This is a genomic window from Thermopolyspora flexuosa, assembly GCF_006716785.1.
GTDB classification, from domain to species: Bacteria; Actinomycetota; Actinomycetes; order Streptosporangiales; family Streptosporangiaceae; genus Thermopolyspora; species Thermopolyspora flexuosa.
The window spans coordinates 151914-173465 of the sequence record NZ_VFPQ01000001.1; the positions used below are offsets into that span (position 1 = coordinate 151914).

General features: G+C 74.6%; 19 protein-coding genes. 5 read left to right on the plus strand and 14 right to left on the minus strand.

The window, feature by feature from the left end; translation table 11 throughout:
* The first annotated feature begins 13 nt into the window (after nt 1–13).
* From FHX40_RS00660 to FHX40_RS00680, 5 genes are all read left to right on the plus strand, one after another.
* Nucleotides 14–1003 carry an AAA family ATPase gene (locus FHX40_RS00660; protein WP_142257792.1) on the plus strand — a complete coding sequence of 330 codons (990 nt, stop codon included), beginning with the start codon at nt 14–16 and terminating at the stop codon, nt 1001–1003.
* Between the two features lie 3 nt (nt 1004–1006).
* A complete protein-coding gene (locus tag FHX40_RS00665) occupies nt 1007–1891 on the plus strand; it encodes a DUF58 domain-containing protein (protein ID WP_142257793.1) in 885 nt (294 codons plus the stop codon).
* A gap of 148 nt (nt 1892–2039) precedes the next feature.
* Complete coding sequence (locus tag FHX40_RS00670) at nt 2040–2999, plus strand: VWA domain-containing protein (RefSeq protein WP_142257794.1); 960 nt, start codon at nt 2040–2042, stop codon at nt 2997–2999.
* Nucleotides 3000–4097 carry a VWA domain-containing protein gene (locus FHX40_RS00675; RefSeq protein ID WP_142257795.1) on the plus strand — a complete coding sequence of 366 codons (1098 nt, stop codon included), beginning with the start codon at nt 3000–3002 and terminating at the stop codon, nt 4095–4097.
* 39 nt (nt 4098–4136) lie between these two features.
* Entirely contained in the window at nt 4137–5501 is a 1365-nt protein-coding gene (locus tag FHX40_RS00680; RefSeq protein WP_142257796.1) for an FAD/NAD(P)-binding protein, read from the plus strand.
* Nucleotide 5502: 1 nt separating this feature from the next.
* Here FHX40_RS00680 and FHX40_RS00685 read toward each other — a convergent pair whose 3' ends face one another.
* The 14 genes from FHX40_RS00685 to FHX40_RS00750 all read right to left on the minus strand — a co-directional run bounded on the left by FHX40_RS00685 (nt 5503) and on the right by FHX40_RS00750 (nt 21413).
* Nucleotides 5503–6213 (minus strand): class I SAM-dependent methyltransferase, encoded by a 711-nt coding sequence (locus FHX40_RS00685; protein ID WP_142257797.1) that lies wholly within the window; start codon nt 6211–6213, stop codon nt 5503–5505.
* A gap of 125 nt (nt 6214–6338) precedes the next feature.
* Entirely contained in the window at nt 6339–7208 is an 870-nt protein-coding gene (locus FHX40_RS00690) for an HpcH/HpaI aldolase/citrate lyase family protein (protein WP_142257798.1), read from the minus strand.
* Entirely contained in the window at nt 7208–8674 is a 1467-nt protein-coding gene (locus FHX40_RS00695) for a dihydroorotase (RefSeq protein WP_142257799.1), read from the minus strand. Before FHX40_RS00695 ends, FHX40_RS00690 begins: the two co-directional genes overlap by 1 nt.
* A gap of 61 nt (nt 8675–8735) precedes the next feature.
* On the minus strand, nt 8736–10166 hold the full coding sequence (locus FHX40_RS00700; protein ID WP_142257800.1) for an MmgE/PrpD family protein: 1431 nt from the start codon (nt 10164–10166) through the stop codon (nt 8736–8738).
* Entirely contained in the window at nt 10159–11058 is a 900-nt protein-coding gene (locus FHX40_RS00705; protein ID WP_142257801.1) for a cyclase family protein, read from the minus strand. Before FHX40_RS00705 ends, FHX40_RS00700 begins: the two co-directional genes overlap by 8 nt.
* A complete protein-coding gene (locus tag FHX40_RS00710; RefSeq protein ID WP_142257802.1) occupies nt 11055–12251 on the minus strand; it encodes a CaiB/BaiF CoA transferase family protein in 1197 nt (398 codons plus the stop codon). The genes FHX40_RS00705 and FHX40_RS00710 overlap by 4 nt, the downstream gene beginning before the upstream one ends.
* A 68-nt stretch (nt 12252–12319) precedes the next feature.
* Nucleotides 12320–13639 (minus strand): MFS transporter, encoded by a 1320-nt coding sequence (locus FHX40_RS00715; protein ID WP_142257803.1) that lies wholly within the window; start codon nt 13637–13639, stop codon nt 12320–12322.
* A complete protein-coding gene (locus FHX40_RS00720) occupies nt 13636–13989 on the minus strand; it encodes a hypothetical protein (RefSeq protein WP_142257804.1) in 354 nt (117 codons plus the stop codon). Before FHX40_RS00720 ends, FHX40_RS00715 begins: the two co-directional genes overlap by 4 nt.
* Before the next feature lie 38 nt (nt 13990–14027).
* Complete coding sequence (locus tag FHX40_RS00725; RefSeq protein ID WP_142257805.1) at nt 14028–15989, minus strand: oxidoreductase; 1962 nt, start codon at nt 15987–15989, stop codon at nt 14028–14030.
* Nucleotides 15982–16929, minus strand: coding sequence for an OsmC family peroxiredoxin (locus FHX40_RS00730; RefSeq protein ID WP_142257806.1), 948 nt, complete (start codon nt 16927–16929; stop codon nt 15982–15984). Before FHX40_RS00730 ends, FHX40_RS00725 begins: the two co-directional genes overlap by 8 nt.
* A 179-nt stretch (nt 16930–17108) precedes the next feature.
* Entirely contained in the window at nt 17109–17612 is a 504-nt protein-coding gene (locus tag FHX40_RS00735; protein WP_142257807.1) for a (2Fe-2S)-binding protein, read from the minus strand.
* Nucleotides 17609–18463 carry an FAD binding domain-containing protein gene (locus tag FHX40_RS00740; RefSeq protein ID WP_142257808.1) on the minus strand — a complete coding sequence of 285 codons (855 nt, stop codon included), beginning with the start codon at nt 18461–18463 and terminating at the stop codon, nt 17609–17611. The genes FHX40_RS00735 and FHX40_RS00740 overlap by 4 nt, the downstream gene beginning before the upstream one ends.
* Nucleotides 18460–20841 (minus strand): xanthine dehydrogenase family protein molybdopterin-binding subunit, encoded by a 2382-nt coding sequence (locus FHX40_RS00745; protein ID WP_142257809.1) that lies wholly within the window; start codon nt 20839–20841, stop codon nt 18460–18462. Before FHX40_RS00745 ends, FHX40_RS00740 begins: the two co-directional genes overlap by 4 nt.
* Complete coding sequence (locus tag FHX40_RS00750) at nt 20838–21413, minus strand: ureidoglycolate lyase (protein ID WP_142257810.1); 576 nt, start codon at nt 21411–21413, stop codon at nt 20838–20840. Before FHX40_RS00750 ends, FHX40_RS00745 begins: the two co-directional genes overlap by 4 nt.
* Nucleotides 21414–21552 lie beyond the last annotated feature (139 nt).

A 21552-nucleotide genomic window follows, 5' to 3' on the forward strand; every position in this document is an offset into this window, starting at 1 on the left:
ACGAAGGAACCCCATGACCGCGTCTCACCCCGCACAGTCGACCCAGCCGCTGGAGCGCGTGCTGTTCGAGGTCAAGCGGGTCATCGTCGGGCAGGACCTGCTGCTGGAGCGCATGGCCGTCGCGCTCATCGCCGACGGTCACCTCCTCGTCGAGGGCGTGCCCGGCCTGGCGAAGACCCTCGCGGTGCGCTCGCTCGCCGCCGCGATCGACGGCACCTTCCAGCGCATCCAGTTCACCCCCGACCTGGTGCCGGCCGACCTGGTCGGCACCCGGGTCTACAACCAGCGCACCGGCGAGTTCACCACCGAGCTCGGCCCGGTCTTCGCCAACCTGCTGCTCGCCGACGAGATCAACCGGGCGCCCGCCAAGGTGCAGAGCGCCCTGCTCGAGGTGATGCAGGAGCACCAGGTCACGATCGGCCGCGAGACCTTCCCGGTGCCCGAGCCGTTCCTCGTCATGGCGACGGAGAACCCGATCGAGTCCGAGGGCACCTACCCGCTGCCCGAGGCCCAGGTCGACCGCTTCATGATGAAGGTGCTCGTCGACTACCCGTCGCAGCCCGAGGAGCAGGCGATCGTCGCCCGGGCGCTGCACGAGCCGGTACGGCCGCGCCCGATCGTCACCACCGAGGACCTGATGCGCATGCGCGAGCAGGCCCGGAAGGTGTACGTCGACCCGGCGATCATCGACTACGCGGTGCGCATCGTCGGCGCGACCCGGTCGCCCGGCATGGCCGGGCTCGGCGAGCTCGAGCGCTACGTCACCCACGGGGCGAGCCCGCGGGCCTCGATCGCGCTGGTCACCGGCGCCCGGGCGCTGGCGTTCCTGCGCGGCCGCCACTACGTGCTGCCGCACGACGTGTCCGAGCTCGCGCTCGACGTGCTGCGCCACCGCCTCGTGCTGTCGTACGAGGCCCTCGCGGACGACATCGACCCGGACACGATCATCAACCGGGTGCTCGGCGCCGTCCGCGCCCCCGAGGTCGTGCTGCAGAACCGCTGAGCCATGGCGACCGCTCCCGAGAAGCTGCTGCTCCGCCTGGAGTGGCGGATCGTCCGCAGGCTCGACGGCCGGCTCCAGGGCGCGTACCGCACGGTCCACCGGGGCACCGGCATCGACTTCACCGGGCTGCGCGCGTACGTCGAGGGCGACGACGCGCGGCAGATCGACTGGAACGTCACGGCCCGGCTGGACGAGCCGTACCTGCGGGTGTTCACCGAGGACCGCGAGGTCACGGTGTGGCTCGTGCTCGACCGGTCGGCGTCGATGACCGCCGGGCGGCCGGGGCGCGGCAAGCACGAGGTGCTCGCCGAGCTGGCGATCGTGCTCGCCCGCATGTTCACCCGGGCCGGGAACCGTGTCGGGGCCCTGTTCTTCGACACCGGGATCCTGCGCGTGGTGCCGCCCGGCACGAGCCGCCGGCACGTGCTGCGGATCGCCGCCGAGCTGGGCCGTACCGCCCGGGCGCGCGGCGGCGCCACCACCGACCTGGGGGAGATGCTCGACGCGGCCGGGCGGCTCGCCCGCCGCCGGTCGCTCATCCTCGTGCTGTCCGACTTCATCGGCGAAGGCGACTGGGAGCGCGCGCTGCAGCGGCTCGCCCGGCGGCACGAGGTGGTCGCGCTCCGCATCGTCGACACCGCGGACGACATGCTGCCCGAGGCCGGGCTCATCGTCATCGAGGACGCCGAGACCGGCGAGCAGCTCATCGTCGACTCCGCCGACCCACTGCTCCGCGCCGGCCTGCGCACCGCGGTCGACGCCCGGGAGGAACGGCTCGCCGCCGGCATGCGCCGCGCCCGGGTGCCGCTGCACCGCATCGACACCGACCGGGACCTCACCCAGGCCCTGGTCGAGGTGGTCGCCCGGACCCGGAGCCGCGCGCGATGAGCAGGCACATCCCGGCCCGGCAGGGACGTCACCGCAACCCCACGTCCCGGAGGGGACGTGATCGAAACCCCACGTCCCGGAGGGGGCGTAATCAAGAAGCGTCCCGGCCGGGCGTCACCGCACCGCATCCGACGGGGGGAGGGATGCCATGACGCTGTCATCCCCGCTGTTGCTCGTCATCGGGCTGCTGCTCACCGCGGCCCTGATCGCCGCCGCGGTCACCACGGCGCGCCGCCGTACCGCGGCGCTCGTCGCGGCGGGCGTCGCCGTACCCGGCAGGCGGCGCGGCGGCGCCGGCTTCGGCACCGGCCTGACCATCGCGGGCGTGGCCGTGCTCGCGGTCGCCGCCGCCGGGCCGACGGCGATGGTGCCGGTGCCACGGGCCTCGGGCACCGTGATGCTCGCCGTCGACGTCTCCAACAGCATGGCCGCGGACGACGTCAGGCCGAACCGGCTCGCCGCGGCGCAGCGGGCGGCCAGGGCGTTCGTCCAGGCCCAGCCGGAGAGCGTCGACATCGGGCTCGTCGCGTTCGAGCAGGGGGCGCTCGTCACCGCGCGGCCCGACAAGGACCACAACGTCGTGCTCCAGGCGATCGACCGGCTGCGGATCACCGGCGGCACCTCGCTCGGCTCGGCGATCCTCGCCTCGCTGTCGGCGATCAGCGGCCGGCAGGTGGCCCTCGGTCCCGACGGCTCCGTGCCCGACATCGGCTACTGGCCGTCCGCCACCATCGTGATCTTCTCGGACGGCCAGAACCAGGGCGGCGCCGACGTGGAGCGGGCCGCCGAGGTGGCCCAGCGGGCGGGGGTGCGCGTCCACACGGTGGGCGTCGGCACCACCGCCGGGACGACGGTGCAGGTCGACGGCTACCGCGTGCGGACCGCGCTCGACGAGCAGGCCCTCACGATGATCGCGCGGACCACCGGCGGCGCCTACCACCCGGCCGCCGACGCCGCGCAGCTCGACGGGATCGCCGACTCGATCGATCTGCGGCTCACCGTCTCCGACGAGCCGCTTCCCCTCGCCGGCGCGTTCATCGCGTTCGCCCTCGTGCTGCTCACCGGGGGAGCGGTGCTCACCGTGCTTCGCACCGGGCGGGTGATCTAGATGTCACTGTCATGGCCTTGGGCGCTGCTGTCCATCCTGGTCATTCCACTGATCTTCGGCGTGTGGTGGCTGACCCGCCGTCGCCGGCGACGGGCCGCCGTCCGCGTCACCTCGATCGCGCTCGTCCGCGCCGCGCTGCCGAAGCGCGGCCGGTGGACGAGGAGGATCCCGGCGGCGCTGTTCGTGGCCGGGCTCGTGCTGCTCGCGCTGGGCGCCGCCCGGCCGCAGGCGACCATGCCGGTGCCGCGCACCTCGGCGACGATCATGCTCGCGCTCGACACGTCCGGGTCGATGTGCACCACGGACGTCGACCCCAACCGCATCACCGCCGCCAAGCAGGCCGCCGCCGAGTTCATCGAGTCCCAGCGCGGCGGCCCGCGCATCGGCCTGGTCACGTTCGCGGGCACCGCGGGCGTGCTCGTGCCGCCCACCGACGACACCGACGAGCTCATCGAGGCGCTCGACGCCATCACCGTCGGCCGCGGCACCGCGATCGGCCAGGCGATGCTCACCTCGATCGACGCGATCGCCGAGGTGGACCCGGACGTCGCGCCCACCGGCGTGAGCCCGACCCCGGGCCAGGGAGGGTCGGACCAGGGCGGCTCGAACGAGGGCGAGTACGCGAACTCGGTGATCGTCCTGCTCACCGACGGCGCGAACACCCAGGGCGTGGAGCCGGACACCGCGGCCGAGGAGGCGGCGGCGCGCCGGGTCCGGGTGTTCACCATCGGCTTCGGCACCACCAACCCGGCCCCGATGGTGTGTGAGAACTCCGAGTTCGACGGTTTCGGCCCGTTCGGCGGCGGGTTCGGCGGGGGCTTCGGCGGCCGTGGCGGGTTCGACCGGGGCCGCAACATGCTCGACATCGACGAGCCCACGCTGCAGCGGGTCGCCGAGATGACCGGCGGCTCCTACCACCGCGCCGAGAACGTCGGCGAGCTGCAGGACGCGCTCGGCTCGCTGTCCGGCACCTTCACCGTCGTGTACGAGCGCCGCGACGTCGCCGCCGCGTTCGCCGCCGGTGGCGCGCTGCTCGTCGCCGGGGCGCTGGGCCTCTCCCTCTGGTTCAGCCGGCCCCGGACGCTTGTCCGCAGGTAAGGGGCTGTTATAGGGAATCCCCACATGTAATATGGGTTTATGTCCCGGCCGTCGATCGCGATCGTCGGGGGTGGCGCGAGCGGCACCCTTGCCGCGATCCACCTGCTGCGCCTCGCCCGCGCGTCCGGGACGCCGGTCGCGGTCACCATCGTCGACCGGTACGGCAGGCACGCCGCGGGCCAGGCGTACGCCACCACGGACCCCTGCCACCTGCTCAACACCCGGGCCGCGCAGATGAGCGCGATCGACGGCGAGCCCGGGCACCTGGTGGACTGGGCGCGGGCGCAGGGCCTCGACCCGGGCGGCTTCCTGCCCCGCGCGGTCTACGGCCGCTACCTGCGCGAGACCCTCGCCGCCGCGGAGGACCCGCCCGACCGCACGGTGCACCGCGTGACCGCCACCGCCGTCGCGCTCGACGCGGAACCCGGCACGGCCCCCGCGGTACGGCTCGCCGACGGGCGGCGGGTCGCCGCGGACGCCGTGGTGCTCGCCCTCGGCAACCGCGGCCCGGCCCCGCTGCCCGGAGTGCCCGCCCACCCCCGGCACGTCGCCGACCCGTGGGCGGGCGACGCGCTCGCCGCGATCGACGACGGCGCGCCCGTGCTCGTGGTCGGCACCGGGCTCACCATGGTCGACGTCGCGCTCACCGTGACCCGCGCCCACCCCGGCGCCGTGGTGTACGCGCTGTCCCGGCACGCCCTGCTGCCCCGCCCGCACCGCGCCGTCCCGGCGGCACCGTTCCCCGTCCGGCTGCCGGACGACGGGCCGCTGCGGGTGGCCGGCCTGCTCGCCGCGGTGCGCCGTGCCGTACGGGAGAACGGCGGCGAGTGGCACGGCGTGGTGGACGGGCTGCGCCCGCAGGTCCCGGCGCTGTGGCGGCGGCTCGACCTCGACCAGCGGCGGCTGTTCCTGCGGCGGGTGGCCCGCTACTGGGAGATCCACCGGCACCGCATGCCGCCCGCCGCCGCGGCCGCCATCGCCGACCTGCGCGAACAGGGCAGGCTGCGGCTGCTGCGCGGCCGCCTGCTCGCCGCCGAGCCGGTCGCGGGCGGCCTGCGGGCGCGCGCCGAGATCGACGGCGCGGTGACCGAGCTCGACGTCGGCTGGATCGTCAACGCCACCGGCCCGGGCTGCGACGTGGCCGCCGACCCGTTCGTCGCGGGCCTGATCGACGCCGGTACGGCACGGCCCGACCCGCTGCGGCTCGGCCTCGACGTGGCCCCGGACGGCGCCGTGCTCGACGCGGCCGGGCGCCCAAGCGACCGGTTGTTCGCGCTCGGCCCGCTGCTGCGCGGCGTCCACTACGAGACGACGGCCGTGCCGGAGATCCGCGCCCAGGCCGCCGCGCTCGCTCCCCGGCTGCTCGCGATCGCCCGGTCCCGCGCGGCCCAACCGGCGGCGTGAGCTAGGGCCGCCGTGCCAGCACCAGCGCGCAGCGCGGGCCGCCGTCCTGGCGGCGACCCAGCGGCTCCAGCGGGGCCACGGTCACCGTGAACCCGGTCGCGGCGAGCTCCTCACGGATCGCGGCCAACCGGCAGGTGCGGTAGTACATGACGAACCTCGGCCGCCATACCGCGTTCCGCACCCGCATGGCGAGGTCGAACCCGAGCGTCCACCAGTAGCCGGCCGAGCCGACCCGCGGCGGCGCGGCGAGCGGGAACGCCAGCAGCCCGCCCGGCCGCAGCGCCCGGTACACCCCGGCGAACAGCGCGGGCCGCTCCTCAGGCAGGAAGTGACCGAGCGCCCCGAAGGTCACCGCGAGATCGAATCCGCCGGTGAACGGCAGCCTCCGGGCGTCCGCCCGCACCCAGGTGGCGTCCGGGTGGGCGAGCCGCGCCCGGGCGAGCATGCCCGCGCTGAAGTCCACCCCCACGACCCGCTCCCGGCACACCGGGCGGAGCGCCCGCACGCCCGCGCCGGTGCCGCAGCACACGTCGAGCCCGCGCGCGAACGGCCCGAGCGGGCGCAGCGCCTCGGCGGTCGCGTCGAGCACGGCGTCGCCCGTGCGGAACGGCGTGTGGTCGAACTTCGGGGCGAGCAGGTCGTAGCCGCGCTCCACCGAGGACAGCGCCTGCACCACCAGCTCGCCCAGCGACGGACCCTGCGGCGAGAACACCCGCCCAGCGTACGGCCACGGCCTGCCCCACGGCACCGGGCCGGCGGCAGGCGATCGGCGCCGCGGACCGCCCCCGGTGGCCACCGGGGGACCGGATGGCGGTGGGGCCGGGCGCGCACCGGGGGTCAGCGCGCCCGGCCCAGCACCTCCCGGGCGCTGCGGGCGACCGCCGGGTCGATGAGCCGGCCCGCGCGGTCGACCGCCACGCCCCGGCCGTTCCGCTCCGCCTCGGCGAGACGGTCGAGCAGGTCGCGGGCGGCCTCGACCTCCTCCGGGGCGGGGGTGAACACCTCGTTGATCGTCGGGATCTGGCGAGGGGAGATGGCGGTGCGCGCCCGGAAGCCCTGCCGCAGCAGGATCTCGGTGGTCTCCCTCAGCGGACCGGTGTCGCGCACCGCCGTGTCCGTCGGCCCGACGGGGGCGAGCAGCCCCGCCGCCGCGGACGCCAGCACGATCCGGGACCGGATCGGCCACAGCTCCTCGCGGGCCGGCCCCGGCCGGATGGCCAGCTCCCCGGCGAGGTCCGCCTCGCCGAGGCCGAGCCGTACCACGCGGGGGGCGAGCGCGACCTCCTCGGCGCGCAGCACCCCGACGGCGGACTCGATGAGCGCGAGGATCGCGAACGTGCCCGCGGGCAGGCCGTGCGCCTGCTCGCTCGCGCCGAGCGCGGCGTCCGCCCGGGCGAGCAGGGCGGGCTCGGCCTTGGGGACCATCACGCCGCGCAGGCCGGGCACGGCCACCGCGCCCACGTCCTCCTCGAGCGTGTCCGCGTTCACCCGCACCCACAGCTGCGGCCCCTGCCCCGCCTCGGCGGAGACGAGGAACGTGCGGGCCTGCTCCCGCGCCGCCGCCTTCGCCGCCGCGGCCACCGCGTCCTCCAGGTCGAGGATGAGCGCGTCGGCGCCGCTCCGCGGGGCCTTGGCGAGCTTGTCCGGCTGGTCCGCCGGGACGTACAGGTAGCTGCGCGGGACGGGCTCGTCCGGCCGTGCCGCCATCAGGCGGTGACCGGACGGCGCAGGTACACGCCCTGCGGGGTGCCCACGACCTTGCCGTTCTCCAGCACGTGGTGGCCGCGCACGAAGGTGTCGGTCACCTTGGCGGTGAGCTCGAAGCCCTCGAACGGGGTGTACTCCTGGGTGGACTCGGAGTCCTCGGCCCGCACCACCCAGGTCCGGTTCGGGTCGACCAGGGCGAAATCCGCGTCGAGGCCCTCGGCGATCGCGCCCTTGGTGCGCAGGCCGTACCGCCTGGCCGGGTTGTACGCGGTGAGCCGGGCGATCGCGTCGTACCCGAGGCCGCGCCTGCGGCCCTCGGAGATCAGGCCGGGCAGCAGGTACTCGGCGCCGCCGAACCCGGACTTGGCGAGGAACACGTCGTCGCGCGGGTCGCCGAACTTCTGCTCGTCGCGGCAGCAGGCGTGGTCGCTCACCACCCAGTCGACCTCGCCGGCGAGCACGTGCTCCCACAGCGCCTCGACGTCCTCGCGCGGCCGGATCGGCGGGTTCACCTTGCCGCCGATGCCGCTCGCGGTGTCGATGTCGGCGAGCAGGTGGCCGATCGTCACCTCGCGGCGGAAGTCGATGTGCGGGAACGCCTTCGCCATGCGCAGCGCCGCGTCCAGCGCCTTCGCCGAGGACAGGTGGAGCAGGTTGATCGTGGGCAGGCCGGTCTCGTGCGCCAGGTACGACGCGATGCTGACCGCCAGGCCCTCCGAGTGCGGCGGCCGGGAGGCGCTGTACGCGGCGAGTCCGGTCAGCCTGCCCTCCTGCTCCACCATCTCGGTGTACGCGGCCATGATCTCGGCGGTCTCGCAGTGCAGCGAGAGCGAGATCTCGTCGGCGATCTCCGGGAATTGCTCGCGAGCCGCCTGGATGCCGCGCATCACGAACTCGAAGTGCGCGTAGTCGTACCGCTCGCCCTTCGGGGTCATGAGGAAGGAGCTCTGGTCGCTCGACCGGCCGTGCAGCCCGTGGCCCCCGTAGAACATGAAGATCTTGAACGAGGTGACCCCGTGCTCGCTGATCAGCGAGGGGATCTCCGCAATGTGCCGGCGGGACATCGGCGCGAGGTGGAAGGCGTAGTCGACGTACGCCCGGCCGTTCGACAGCGCCAGCGCCTCGGGGAACACCTCGGCGTAGTCCCCGCCCTTGTTGAGGTAGTACCTGCCGGTGCGGATGTAGTTGAGCGCGGTGGTCACGCCGCCCTGGGCGCACGCCCGGCTCTCGGTCTCGGTGTCCACCTCGAGCGGGTTGTAGATCCCCCAGTGCTGGTGGGCGTCGACCACGCCGGGGAAGGCGAGCTTGCCCTCGCCGTCCACCACGGTCCTCGCCGTGGTGGCGTCGAGCCCCGGCGCCACCTGGGCGATCCGCCCGTCGCGCACGGCGATGTCCGCCTCGAACGGCTCGCTCCGGTCGTGCCGGACGACCCGGACGTTCTTAACGATCAACTCGAACTCTGACACTGGAGTCTCCTTCTGGGGGCGCCGGTAGGCAGGGTCGGCCGTCATGCGGGTGCGGCGGCCGTCAGGGACGGGGGGTGGGGTCGGTGAGCGTGCCGAGGAGGCGCATGACGTCCCCCACGCCGGGGAGGGTGTCGAGCCGGGCGACCAGGTCGTACACCGCGCGGGCGGTCTCCTCCGGCAGCCGTCCGGCCACGTTCGCGTGGAACTTGGTGGCGAGCTCGGCGTCGGACAACGGGCGCTTCGAGCCGCCGCGGTTGGCGAGCACCTCCTCGGTCCACTCCCGGCCGTCGTCGGTCCACAGCCGGACGATGGCGGGGAACTGGTACGGGAAGATCGCGTCGCAGCGCTCGTCGGGGACCACGTCCACCTTCGCCATGAGCGCGCGGCGCACCGGGTCGCGGGCGAGCTCGTCGGTGAAGTCGTCGAGGCCCACGCCGAGCCCGCCGCCGCCGAGCAGGCCCGCCACCACCGCGTACGGCCCGCTGAACTGGGCCTGGTACCCGGTCTCCGGGGCGCGCTTGGTCTCGATCGGCTGGCCGATGGTGCGGATCACCGCGCTCGGCACGCGCAGCTCGATGCGCTCGATCCGGTTCGGGTCGACGCCGCGGGCGCGCAGCGCCATGCCCGCGTCGATCGCGGTGTGGGTGAAGTGGTTCGCCGGATACGGCTTGAAGAAGATGCCCGGGACCTCCCAGGTCTCGCCGAGGCCCTCGACCACCTGCGCGTGGTCGGCCTCGCCGCGCAGGAACGCCTCGAAGAACCCGAACCGGCCCTCGAGCACGGTGGGCGGGCCGGTGAAGCCGCGCGCCACCAGCGCCGCGGCGGTGACCGCGGAGTGCGCGGCCCAGCCGCAGTGCAGCCGCTTCACCGTGCCGCCGGTGCGGTTCGCCTCGATGATGCCGGAGGCGAACGAGGCGGTGATGCCGAGCGCGTGCAGCACGCCCTGCTCGCCGAGGCCCATGAGCATCGCCGCGGCGGCGGCGCCGCCCATCGCGCCGCAGATCGACGTGGCGTGCTGGCCGTGCTCGAAGAACACCGAGTTGCCCAGCTCGGTGTCGTAGCCGGCCATGCCGAGCCGTACCGCGATCTCCAGGCCGACCGCGATCGCCGCACAGGCCGCGGCCCCGTCCGCGCCGGCGGCCTGGGCGGCGGCGAGCGCGGCCGGGACCACCGCGGCGCTCGGGTGCAGCACCGAGGGCAGGTGGGTGTCGTCGTAGTCCAGCGAGTGGGCGAGCACGCCGTTGGCGAACGCGGCCTGGGCGGCGGGCAGCGCGTCCGGCACGCCGACCGCGTTCGCCTCGGGACGGCCGCCCTGCTCGGCGACGTACCCGACGGCGGCGGCGCTGGTCGGCAGCCGGTACGCGGCGACGCACAGGCCGAGCACGTCGAGCACCCGCTGCCGGACGCTGCGCGCCACGTCCTCCGGGAGCGGCTTGGCCGCGGTCTCGGCCGCGAACCGGGCGAGGGCGGCGGCGAGGGTCGTCTCAGCCACGGCCGACCACCGCCAGCGGGCGGACCGGGGAGCCGGTGGCGCCGAAGATGGGCAGCGGGGAGAGCACGAAGGTGAACTCGTGCACCCCGTCGGCGGCGAGCTCCTCGAGGTTGAGCGTCTCGATGATGTACACGCCGCGCTCCACGAGCAGCACGCGGTGGGCGGGCAGGACCGAGTGGCCCTTGCCGGGCTTGAGGCACTCGAACGCGATCGTGTCCGCGCCGGCCGCGTGCGGCCTCTGGTCGGCGAGCCAGACCGCGCCCGCCTCGCCCACGCCCGGGACGCCGGACTCGTGGCCGATGTAGACGTTGCGGTCGGGGTTGGCGAAGTGCCGCCCCCAGCCGCTGCGCACGAGCACCACGTCGCCGGGGGCGATCGGGGTGCCCTGCCGTTCGACGGTCTTCTCCAGGTCCTCGGGGGTGATCTCGTAGCCGGGCTCGCAGCCCTCCGGGGTGCCGAGCGCGGCGGGCACGTCGAGCAGCACGCCGCGGCGGAGCATCGGGGCGATGGTGTGCGCGCCGAGCTCGGCGAACCGGCCGCCCCGGGACGCCTCGTCCGCGGCCGCGCCGCCGAGCAGCCGGCCCTCGTGGGAGACGTGGGCGAAGGCGTCGATGTGGGTGCCGACGTGGGTGCCCATCACGATGATGTCGTTGGCGGCCGAGCCGCCGTCCGGCCGCACCATGTCGCCGTGCCGCCGCGGCAGCGAATGCCAGAACGGGGGGTGGTTGGGGGACTGCGGCATGCCGATGGTGAGCGGCCGTCCCAGGTCGTAGATCCGGACCCCCTCGCGGACCGCCCGCAGCAGCGGGTCGGCGGTGCCCGCACCGGTCACTTTCCCTCGCCCTTCCGTGTCGAAATGGGTGTCGCTCTGGGTGTCGATGCGGGTGGTCATGCGATCACCCGCTTCTCGCGCAGCTCGGCCACGGTTTCCGCGTCGATGCCGAGCTCGTTGCGGAGGATGTCGTCGGTGTCCGCGCCGAGCGGCCGGCCGGGGAACCGGATGCGGCCGGGGGTGTTCGACATCCGCCACATCACGTTGTGCATGAGCACCGACCCGAGCTCGGCGTCCTCGACCCGGGTGAGCATCCCGGTCTCCCGGACGTGCGGGTCCTCGACGATGTCGCGGGCGTCGTAGACGGGGGCGACCGCGGCGCCGACGCGCTCGAACTCCTCGATCACCTCGGCCCGGGTGCGCTCGGCGATCCAGTCGCCGACGTACCTGTCGAGCAGGTCGGCGTGCCTGGCACGTTCCCGGCCGGTGGCGAACCAGGGCTCGTCGATCACCTCGGGGTGGCCGACCAGCCGCATCACCCGCTCGGCGATGCTCTGCGCGCTGGTGGACACGGCCACCCACTTGCCGTCCTTGCACCGGTAGGTGTTGCGCGGGGAGTTGTTCGTGGAGCGGTTGCCCTGCCGCTGCCCGATGACGCCGAGCGCGTCGTAGACCATCGGGCCGGGGCCGACCGCCGTCATGATCGGCTCGAGCAGGCTCATGTCGACGATCTCGCCGCGGCCGGTGCGCTCCCGGGCCCACAGCGCCATCATCGTCGCGGCCGACGCGGCGATCCCGCAGATGCTGTCGGCGAGGCCGAACGCGGGGAGCGTCGGCGGCCCGTCCGGCTGCCCGGTGAGGTGGGCGAAGCCGCTCATCGCCTCGGCGAGGGTGCCGAACCCGGGACGCGCCGCGTACGGCCCGCGCTGCCCGAACCCGGTGATCCGGACGATGACCAGCCGCGGGTTCGCCTCGTGCAGCACGTCCGGGCCGAGCCCCCAGCGCTCCAGCGTGCCCGGCCGGAAGTTCTCCACCAGGACGTCGGCGGTCCGGGCCAGGCGGAGCAGGATGTCGGCGCCCTCCGGCGCGGACAGGTTGAGGCCGAGCGTGCGCTTGTTCCGGGAGATCTCCTTCCACCAGAGCGGAACGCCGTTCTTCGCGGGGCCGTGCCCCCGCATGCCGTCCCCGGCGACCGGGTGCTCGATTTTGATCACGTCGGCGCCCTGATCACCGAGGATCTGGCAGCACAGCGGTCCGGCGAGGATGGTGGACACGTCCAGCACCCGCAGTCCCGTCAGTGGCCCGTCTTTCACTGAGTTCTCCTGTTCCGCCATAGTGGACGCCGTTCCGCTCAGAGGTTAAGCCTTCGGTCGTTGCAGGGTCAACTCGGTGCCTGACGCCCCGAGCCGTCCCCGGAAAAGGCCTGCTGACCTGCGATTTCCCGGTTCCCGGCCGATGCGGCCCCGCCGTTCCAGGCCGCGCGGGCGAACAGCACCGCGAACGCGGCACCGCCGCAGCAGGCCGCGGTCAGCGCCCAGCCGGCCGGGTACGACGCGTACTCGGCCACCGTGCCGACGAGCAGCGGCCCGGCGATCCCGCCGACCGCGCCGCCCGCCTGGACCACGCCCGAGGCCCGGCCCGCCTGGGCCGGATAGGTCTCGGCGAGGGCGAGCGCGGCCACGCTCGTCCACCCCCAGCCCGCGCCGGACGCGATGAGCACGCCGGGCAGCACCAGCGCCGGGTCGCCCGGAATCAGCAGCGCGAAGCCCGCCGCCCCGAGCACCATCAGCCCCGCCACGGTGAACCGGCCGTGCCGCCGCCCCCGGCCGAGGCCGAGCGCGAGCCGTACCGCGATGATCGTCAGGCTGCCCAGGGCGAGCAGCCCGCCCGCCGCGCTCTGCGACATCCCGAGCCGCGCCCCGTAGTCGACGATCAGCCCGCTCAGCGCGGTCGCCGCCGCCGAGCACAGCAGGTACGCCAGGGTGAGCAGCACCAGCGGCGCCACCGGGGTGAGCCGGGTGCGCGGCGGCGCCGGATCCCCGCGGCCGGGCCGCGGCCCGCCCTCGTCGGGCACCCGTAACACGAGCAGTGCCACCACCGCCGCGGCGTCGAGCAGGAACACCAGCCGCCACGGCAGGCCGAGCGTGAGCAGGGACGGCGCCAGCCCGGCGAGCAGCGTGGAGGCCGGCAGCGAGGAACGTTCCAGGCCGAACACGAGCGGCCGCCACGCCGGGCGCACGTTGCGGACGATGAGCAGCGTGCCGAGCGGCGCGCCGATCGCCGAGCCGACCCCGCCGACCGCCATCGCCACGAGCAGCCCCGGCCAGGAGCCGCCGAACAGCGCCACGGCGACGAGGCACGCCCCGGTCAGCGCCGCGGTGAGGCGCAGCGCCCGCCGCGGGCCGAGCCGGTCCGCCGCCAGGCCGCCGAGCGGCATCGCGGCCGCGCCCACCGCGAAGAACACGCTGATCGTCAGGCCGAGCGAGGCGCTGTCCAGGCCCAGGTCGGTGCGGACCGCCACGCCGAACGCCCCCACCAGGTAGGCGGGGTGGATGTACAGCATGCCGACGAGCACGGCGAGCACGATCGCCCGCCGCGAGGCCCACGCCGGCGACGCGCCGGCGGTGCCCGACCGGCTCGCCCCGCGCCCCCGATCCGCGCCGCCGTACCGTGGCCGCCGCCACAGCCCGGGGCGCGTCACCCCCAGATCTCATCCGCGTAGAGGATGTTGACCGGGGTACGCCAGCCGGTCGCCTCGTCCCGGCCCCAGCGGCGGCGCCACTCGGCCGCGTGCTCGAGGATCACCGGGTCGCCGAAGTGCAGCCTGCCGTCCGCGTGGAACGCCTCGAAGTCGTCGACGAACAGCAGGTCGAAGTGCTTGAACCACTCCTCGCCCCGCACGTTCCGCCGGACCACGAAGTTCGCGTACGACTGGATTCCGGGGTTCTGCCGGAAGACGGGGTAGTCCACGGTGCGGGTGAACTCCTCGTACTCCTTCAGGTCCACGCCCGGTTTGATGTTGTAGGTGAGCAGCACCAGCTTGCGCGCCATGGCGGACAACTCCTTCTGAATCGGAAACCTCGGATGGTTCACAGGGCGCGGCCGAGGGCGTGGCCCTCGAACATCGCCTCCAGCAGCGAGCGCGGGGCCACCGCGTCGCCCACGACGTGGACGTCGAGTCCCGCGCCGGCCAGCTCGGCCGCGAGCCGGTCGGCGGCGTCCGGCGGCTCGGCCACCACCACGTCGGTGACCCCCTCGATGACCTGCGTGGCCGAGACCAGCGACGAGGTCAGCTCCGCCCGGTCGCCGCGGAACGTGGCCTGCACGCCGGTCCACAGGTTCACGCCGAGGTCGCGGAGCCGTTCCACGGTGGTCATCCGGCTGTAGTAGCTCACCCCCCACAGCGGCGAGCCGGCCCGGGTGACCACGTGCACGGTGGCGCCGCCGCGCGCCGCGGTCTCCGCGACGGACGCGGTCGTCCAGCTCCCCTCACCGTCGAGGATCACCAGGGTGCGGCCCGCCCAGGACCGCCCGTCGAGCGCCTGCTCGGGGGTGAGCGGCCGCGCCCAGCCGGGCGCCTTCGGCCGGCGGCGGGCCGAGCCGGTGGCGATCACCACGGCGTCGGGCCCGGCGGCGAGCACGTCGGCCGCGGTGACCGGCGTGCCGGTGCGGATCTCCACGCCGAGCCGCCGGAGCTGGTTCTCCTCGTAGCGGCGCAGCAGGTCGAGCTCGTGCCGCCCCACGCCGCGCCGCCCGGTGCGGATCTGCCCGCCGAGCTCGGCCGCCTGCTCCCACAGCCGCACCCGGTGCCCGCGCTCGGCGGCCACCCGGGCGGCCTCCATGCCCGCCGGGCCGCCGCCGACGACGAGCACCGACCGGGGCGGGTCGGCGTCCCGGGTCGGCTCCGGCCACTCGGCCTCCCGGCCCACGCGGGGGTTCATCATGCAGGTGATCGGCCGGTGCCCGGCGATCTCGCCGATGCAGAAGTTGCACGACACGCAGGGCCGTACCTCTTCCTCCCGGCCCTCGGCGACCTTGGCCAGCAGGAACGGGTCGGCCATGTGCGCCCGGGTCATCGCGACCAGCGCGATCTTCCCCGTGGCGAGCGCCTTCTCCGCGTCCGCGACCTCGGCGAACCGGCAGGCGGTGAGGATCGGCACGTCCCCGGCGACCTCGGCGATCGCCAGCGTCTTGTCGAGGTACGGCGCCCGCCCCTCGCTCATGTCGGCGACGTGGTGGCCGATCGACGGCTCGGTGTAGGAGGCGACCGACACGTTGAGGAACGCGATCGGCCGGGTACGGCACAGCGTCTCGGCGATCCGCCGGCCCTGCGCGAGGTCCTGGCCGCCGGGCAGCAGCTCGTCCGCGCTCATCCGCACGCCCACCAGCAGCTCGGAGCCGACCGCCTCCAGCACGTCGTCGAGCACCTCGAGGGGGAACCGCAGCCGGTTCTCCTCCGAGCCGCCGTAGGCGTCGGTGCGGGTGTTGGAGGCCGGGGAGATGAACTGGTGGAGCAGGTGCCCGTGGCCGAAGTGGACCTCCAGGCCCTGGAAGCCCGCCTTGACCGCGAGCCGGGCCGCGTCCACGTAGGCCCGCCGTACCTCGCGCATGTCGGCGAGCGTCATCACGTGCGGCACCGGGCCGGTGACGTGCCAGCGCACCGTGCTCGGCCCCCACGAGGCGGTGCGGCGGAACACGTTCTCGCTGTGCCGCCCGGTGTGGGTGATCTGCACGAAGACCGCGGCGCCCGCGGCGCGGACCGCCTCGACGATCCGGGTCAGCCCGGGCAGGGCCTCGGGCGCGGAGCTGAGCCCGCCCGCCCGGCCGAGGCTGGTGTCGTGCACCCGCAGCGGCTCGACGATGATCAGCCCGGCGCCGCCCTGCGCCCGTTCCCGGAAGTAGGCGACATGCCGGTCGGTGGGCAGGAAGTCGACGGCGAAGTTCGTGGTGTGCGCCGACACGAAGATCCGGTTGCGCAGGGTCAGGCCGCCGAGCCGCAGCGGCCGGAACACGTGGGGGTAGGCGGCGGCCCCCGGGTACGGCTCAGGCATCGGTGTCCTCCTCCCGGACGGTGACCGTGACGGTGGCGTTGCCCCTGACCACCGCGGAGATCGCGCAGCGCCGCTCGGCGACCGGCAGCGCGGCGTCGAGCACGTCGCGCGGCACGCCCCGCGCGGACACCTCCAGGCGGATGGCGTCGATGGTCCAGCCCGAGGCGTCGATGCGCAGCACGCACGTCCCGGTCACCTCGACCGACTGGCCGTCGGGGGAGGCGTCGGGCCGTGCCGCGTCGAGCGCGCCGCGCAGCGCCATGGCGAAGCAGGCGGCGTGCGCGGCGGCGAGCAGCTCCTCGGGGGAGGTGGCGGCCGCGTCGCCGGAGCGTTTGCGCGTCTCCAGCGAGATCGGCAGCGGCCCGGCCGCGCCGGAGCCGAACCCGAGGCTGCCCGCACCGCCCCGCAGCGCGCCCTGCCAGGTGGCCTGGGCGGTGCGCCGTACCAGCGCGGTGGGCACGGCGGTGGGCACGGTGGGCTTGGCGTCCGCGGGCGGGGCGTCGGCGGCCCGCCACTGCGGCTCGATCTCCTCGGGGGTGCGGGCCCGCAGCACCCCGCTGATCTCCAGGTCGTTCCAGACCCGCTGCTCGACGATGCGGCCGTCGCGCAGCCGGAACCGGTCGACGTAGCGCACCCCGTCGTAGCGGACCCCGGCGTTGTTCTCCCCGTAGAGCGTCCCCATCGACCAGACGACCACGTCGCCGCCGCCGTCGCGGAACGCCTCGTACTCGGTGCGGTGCTTGTCGACCCACCGGTAGCGGCGGGCCGAGGCCGCCGCGAGCTCCTCCAGGGTGGTGTACCGCCGCCCACCCGGGAAGATCATCACGACGTCGTCGGCGAGGTGCTTCGCGGCGGCGGCGTGGTCGCCCCGCCCGACCGCCGCCAGGAAGTCCTCGACGACCGCGATGGCCGCGTCGGTGTCACCGGATTGGCCGCTCATGGGCGTCTCCCTGATCGAAGATCCTGGGCACGGGCCCCGGCCGGGTGGCCGGGGCCGGCCCGTCGCTGGCGTGTGGTCCGCGCCCGCGCCCGGTGGACGGCCGGGGGAAACGTCGCCCACCGGGGCGCGGGGCGGGAGCCCCGGCACGGGAACCGGGGCGGACGGTCACCCTCGTGTCCTCACCGGTCGGCGGGGGAGGGGGCCGGTTCGGGCCGGTCGGCGGAGATGCGCTCCGCGGCCCGGCGGATCGCGCGCCGGATGCCCGCGTATCCGGTGCACCGGCAGAGCGTGCCGTTGATCGCCTCGTCGATCGCGGCGTCGTCCGGGTCCGGGTTCCGCTCCAGCAGCTCGCAGGTGACGAGCAGGGTGCCCGGCAGGCAGAACCCGCACTGGAAGCCGAACTCGTCCCAGAACGCCTGCTGCACCGGGTGCAGCTCGCCGTCCTTGGCGAGGCCCTCGATCGTGGTGATCTCGGCGCCGTCGGCGGACACCGCGAGCACCGAGCAGGACTTCACCGTCTGTCCGTTCACCAGCACGGTGCACGCCCCGCAGTCGCCGTTCAGGCACCCGACGTGGGTGCCGGTGAGGCCGACCTCCTCGCGGATCGCGTGCACCAGGAGCCGGCTCGTCTCGACGTCGATCTCGCGTTCCTCACCGTTGACGGTGATCCGGATCCTGGTCACGGTGTTTCCTCTCCGCCGGCCGCGAGGGCCTTGGCGACGCTTCGGGCAACGATCGCGGGGGCCACCCGCATCCGGTAGGCGCCGTCCGCGAGGAGGTCGCTCCACGGCTCGGGGACCGCCGCCGCCACGGCCCGGCGCACGTGGTCCCGCCACGCCGGGTCGTCGACGCCGGCGGACGGCGGCTCGACGTCGATCAGCCGCGGGGTCTCGGCCACCGCGCCGATCGCCACCCGCAGCGAGCCGTCCGGCCGCGACACCACGGCCGCGGTCACGATCGGCCAGCTGCTCTCGGCGAGCTTCAGCTTCGTGTAGCCCGCCGTACCGTCCGGCCGGGGGAGCACGATCGCCGCGAGCACCTCGTCCCTGCGGCGCACGGTGGCGAAGGCGCCCGTGTAGAACTCCTCCGCGGGCACCTCGCGCACGCCCCGCGCCGAGGCCAGCCGCATCCGCGCGCCGAGCGCGACGAGGCACGCCGGCACGTCGGAGCACGGGTTGGCGTACGCGGCCGACCCGCCGATCGTGCCCTTGTTGCGGATCTGCGGGCCTCCGGTGATCCCGGAGGAGAGCGTGCGCAGCAGCGGCACGAGCGCGGCGGCCCGGTCGTCGGAGAGCACCTCGGTGTAGGTGGTGGTGGCGCCGACCACCACCTCGTCGCCCTCCTCCCGGATCCCCGACAGGCCCGCCCGGGACAGGTCCACCACCACGTCGGCGGAGGCCCGGCCGTGCGTCAGGTCGGGGATGATCATCGTTCCCCCGCCCAGCACGACGACGTCCCCGCGGGCCTCGGCGAGGGCCGCGACCACGCCGTCGAGGTCGGGCGGGGCGTGGTAGCCGAAGTTGTTGGTGATCATGAGCTGCGCGCCTCGTCGATGAGAGCCAGAACGACCGGAGGGGTGAGCGGCACCTGCCGCACCGTGACGCCGAACGGCGCGAGCGCGTCCTCGATCGCGTTCGCCACCGCGGCCTGCGCGCCGCCGACCCCGGCCTCGCCCGCGCCCTTGTTGCCGTACATCGTGTACGGGCTCGGCGTGACCTGGTGCTCCAGCCGGGGCACCGGCAGGTCCGCCGGGCGCGGCAGCATGTACGCCTTGAAGCGGTCGCTGAGCAGCCGCCCGTCCGCGTCGAACACCAGCCGCTCGGTGAGCGCGGCGCCCACGCCCATCGCGATCGCCCCGTGCGCCTGCCCTTCGACCAGCGCCGGGTTGATCATCACGCCGCAGTCGTGGGCCATCACGAAGTCGAGCAGCCTCGCTTGCCCGGTCTCCGCGTCGACCTCGACCACGGCCGCGTGCAGCGCGCTCGAGTAGGTCGGGTACGGCTGGATCCGGCCGTGCTCGTCCGGGACGTGGTCGATGTTCCCCGGCTTGAACGCACGGGTCGCCTCGAGCGTCGGCTCCACGCCGGACGCCTCCGCGAACGCCCGGGTGAGGATCGCCGCCGCGACCTCCGGCACCGGTACGGCACGGCCGTCCCCGGCCCGTACCTCGCCGTCGGCCACGGTCACCGCGTCCGGGTCGGCCCCGAGCAGCCGCGCGCCCACCGTGGCGATCTTCTTCCGCAGGTCGCGGGCGGCGAGGGCGGCCGAGCCGCCGCCGGTCACCATGCCGCGCCCGCTGAAGTTGCCGAACCCGTTCGGGCACCGGTCGGTGTCGCCTTGGACCACGGTGATCCACTCGAGCGGCACGCCCAGCTCGTCGGCGACGATCTGGGCGATCCCGGTGTCGTTGCCGCCGCCCGGGCTCGTCACCCCGGTGAGCACGGTGACCCCGCCGGTCATGCTCATCCGCACCGTGGTGACGTCGAACCCGGAGACGAACGTGCCGGGGCTGTCGGCCGACTCGGGGGTGAGCTCGAAGGCGAGCCCGATCCCCAGGTACCGGCCCTGCTCGCGCAGCTCCGCCTGCCGCCTGCGCAGCCGCTCGTAGCCGAGCGCCTTGAGCGCCTTGTCGAGCAGCCCGGGGAAGTCCCCGCTGTCGATGTTCAGCCCGGCCGGGGTCCGGTACGGGAAGCGGTCCGGCGGGACGAAGTTGGCCCGGCGGACCTCCGCCGGGTCGAGCCCCAGGCGGCGGGCCACCAGGTCCACGACGCGCTCCATCACGAAGTGCGCCGAGTCCTTGCCGAACCCGCGGGCGGCGGAGAGCGGCGGCTTGTTCGTCACCACGACGTGCAGCTCCACCTGTACGGCGGGCACGAGGTAGCCGGAGGAGAGCGTGGTCGCCGTCATGTTCGGCATCGCCCAGCCCGCCTGCGCGGTCATCGTGCCCGCGTCGGCGATCACGCGGTCCCGGAGCGCCGTGATGCGCCCGTCCCGCGTCACCCCGACCTCGACGTGGTGCACCTGCTCGCGGGCGCCCAGGAGGAGGGACTCGTGGCGGTCCTCGATCCACTTCACCGGCGCGCCGGCGAGCCGGCTGAGGACGCAGACGAGCACCTCCTCCGGGTGGCCCTGCATCTTGAGCCCGAAGGCGCCGCCGACTCGGGCGGTGACCACGCGGATCCGCGTCTCGTCGATGCCGAGACTCCTGGCGACCATCCACCGCAGCTGGTGCGGGTTCTGCAGCGACCCGTAGACGGTGAGCGTGCCGTCCATCCGGTCCCAGGACGCGAGGTATCCCCGCGGCTCCATCGGGGCTGTCGAGGTGCGCCCGGTCCGGATCGTCTCGGTGATGACGAGGTCGGCCCCGGCGAGCGCGGCGTCCACGTCGCCGGTGCCGTACCACCGGTGCAGGACCACGTTGTCCGGCCACTCGTCGTAAACGCGCGGCGCGTCCGGCGCGAGCGCCGCCTCGGCGTCGAGCACGTGCGGCAGCCGCTCGTACTCCACCCGGACCAGCCGGGCGGCCGCCTCGGCCTCCCGGCGGGTCCGGGCGACCACGGCGGCGACCGGCTGGCCCGCGTACACCACGGTCCCGTGGGCGAGGCAGCGGATGTCGACGCCCCGCGCGCCCCGCACCACCGGGTCGATGAAGTACGGGATCGGGCCCGCGTGCTCGGCCGCCTGCTCGCCGGTGAGCACGAGGACCACGCCCGGGCTGCGCTCCGCCTCGGTGACGTCGATGCGCCGGATGCGCGCGTGCGCCACCTCGCTGCGCACCACCACCGCGTGGAGCATGCCCGGCAGGGTGATGTCGTCGACGAAACGGCCGCGGCCGGTGAGCAGGACGTCGCCGTCCGCCTTGCGGACCGACGAGCCGATGGCCGGGCCGCGCCGGGTGGCGGCCTGGCTCATGGCAACTTGACCCGGATCCGCTGGCCGACCCGGTAGACGGGGTTGCGCTTCTCGACGTCGTACATGTCGAGCTCGCCGTTCTCGTCGAGCCGCTGCTGCAGGCCCTTGGTGAGCCGCTCGTGGCTGGTGATGAGGAACATCTGGCCGTCGATCGAGGGGAACGGGGGCTCGTGCCAGGTGCCGCGGTGCAGGTTGATGCACACGTCACCCGGGATGATGAACGCCCGGACCGTCTCCAGCGGGGGGAAGCCGTTCACCAGCGGCACGTCCGGCGGCGCCACCACGGCCACGTACGGCTGCCCGCCGAGCGGGATCATCGTCTGGGTCATCTCGACGTGGCGCTCCAGGTTCTTCACGGTGTCACCGCGAAGGCCGACCCGGAACACCAGGAACTCCGGCGGGGTGTCGGAGTCGAGCTTCACCGGGCCGTGGACCCGGTTCTTGCCCTGGTAGAAGTCGATGGGCAGCCGCGGGGTGGCGTCGAGCGACATCACCTCGCCGAACGGGGCGAAGTCCTCCGCGGTCACCTCTTGCGGGGTGAGCAGGTGCTCTGGGATCTCGAGGCTGGACAATGCGTCCTCCGATGATCGTTGCTGGGCGGGATGGTCGCGGGGGCGTGGCGTGGGGACGGCCCGGCGACGCGGGCCGGGGTGGGCGGCCCACCCCGCGGTGGCCGTACGGCCGAGCGGGGCGGACCGCCGCCTGCCGGTC

What these genes read in the sequence shown, in the direction of transcription:
- FHX40_RS00675 (WP_142257795.1), top strand. Translation starts at nt 3,000, where the DNA reads ATGTCACTGTCATGGCCTTGGGCGCTGCTGTCCATCCTGGTCATTCCA.
- FHX40_RS00705 (WP_142257801.1), bottom strand. Translation starts at nt 11,058, where the DNA reads ATGACCACCCGCATCGACACCCAGAGCGACACCCATTTCGACACGGAA.
- FHX40_RS00745 (WP_142257809.1), bottom strand. Translation starts at nt 20,841, where the DNA reads ATGAGCCAGGCCGCCACCCGGCGCGGCCCGGCCATCGGCTCGTCGGTC.
- FHX40_RS00730 (WP_142257806.1), bottom strand. Translation starts at nt 16,929, where the DNA reads ATGAGCGGCCAATCCGGTGACACCGACGCGGCCATCGCGGTCGTCGAG.
- FHX40_RS00680 (WP_142257796.1), top strand. Translation starts at nt 4,137, where the DNA reads ATGTCCCGGCCGTCGATCGCGATCGTCGGGGGTGGCGCGAGCGGCACC.
- FHX40_RS00690 (WP_142257798.1), bottom strand. Translation starts at nt 7,208, where the DNA reads ATGGCGGCACGGCCGGACGAGCCCGTCCCGCGCAGCTACCTGTACGTC.
- FHX40_RS00740 (WP_142257808.1), bottom strand. Translation starts at nt 18,463, where the DNA reads ATGATCACCAACAACTTCGGCTACCACGCCCCGCCCGACCTCGACGGC.
- FHX40_RS00725 (WP_142257805.1), bottom strand. Translation starts at nt 15,989, where the DNA reads ATGCCTGAGCCGTACCCGGGGGCCGCCGCCTACCCCCACGTGTTCCGG.
- FHX40_RS00670 (WP_142257794.1), top strand. Translation starts at nt 2,040, where the DNA reads ATGACGCTGTCATCCCCGCTGTTGCTCGTCATCGGGCTGCTGCTCACC.
- FHX40_RS00665 (WP_142257793.1), top strand. Translation starts at nt 1,007, where the DNA reads ATGGCGACCGCTCCCGAGAAGCTGCTGCTCCGCCTGGAGTGGCGGATC.
- FHX40_RS00660 (WP_142257792.1), top strand. Translation starts at nt 14, where the DNA reads ATGACCGCGTCTCACCCCGCACAGTCGACCCAGCCGCTGGAGCGCGTG.
- FHX40_RS00720 (WP_142257804.1), bottom strand. Translation starts at nt 13,989, where the DNA reads ATGGCGCGCAAGCTGGTGCTGCTCACCTACAACATCAAACCGGGCGTG.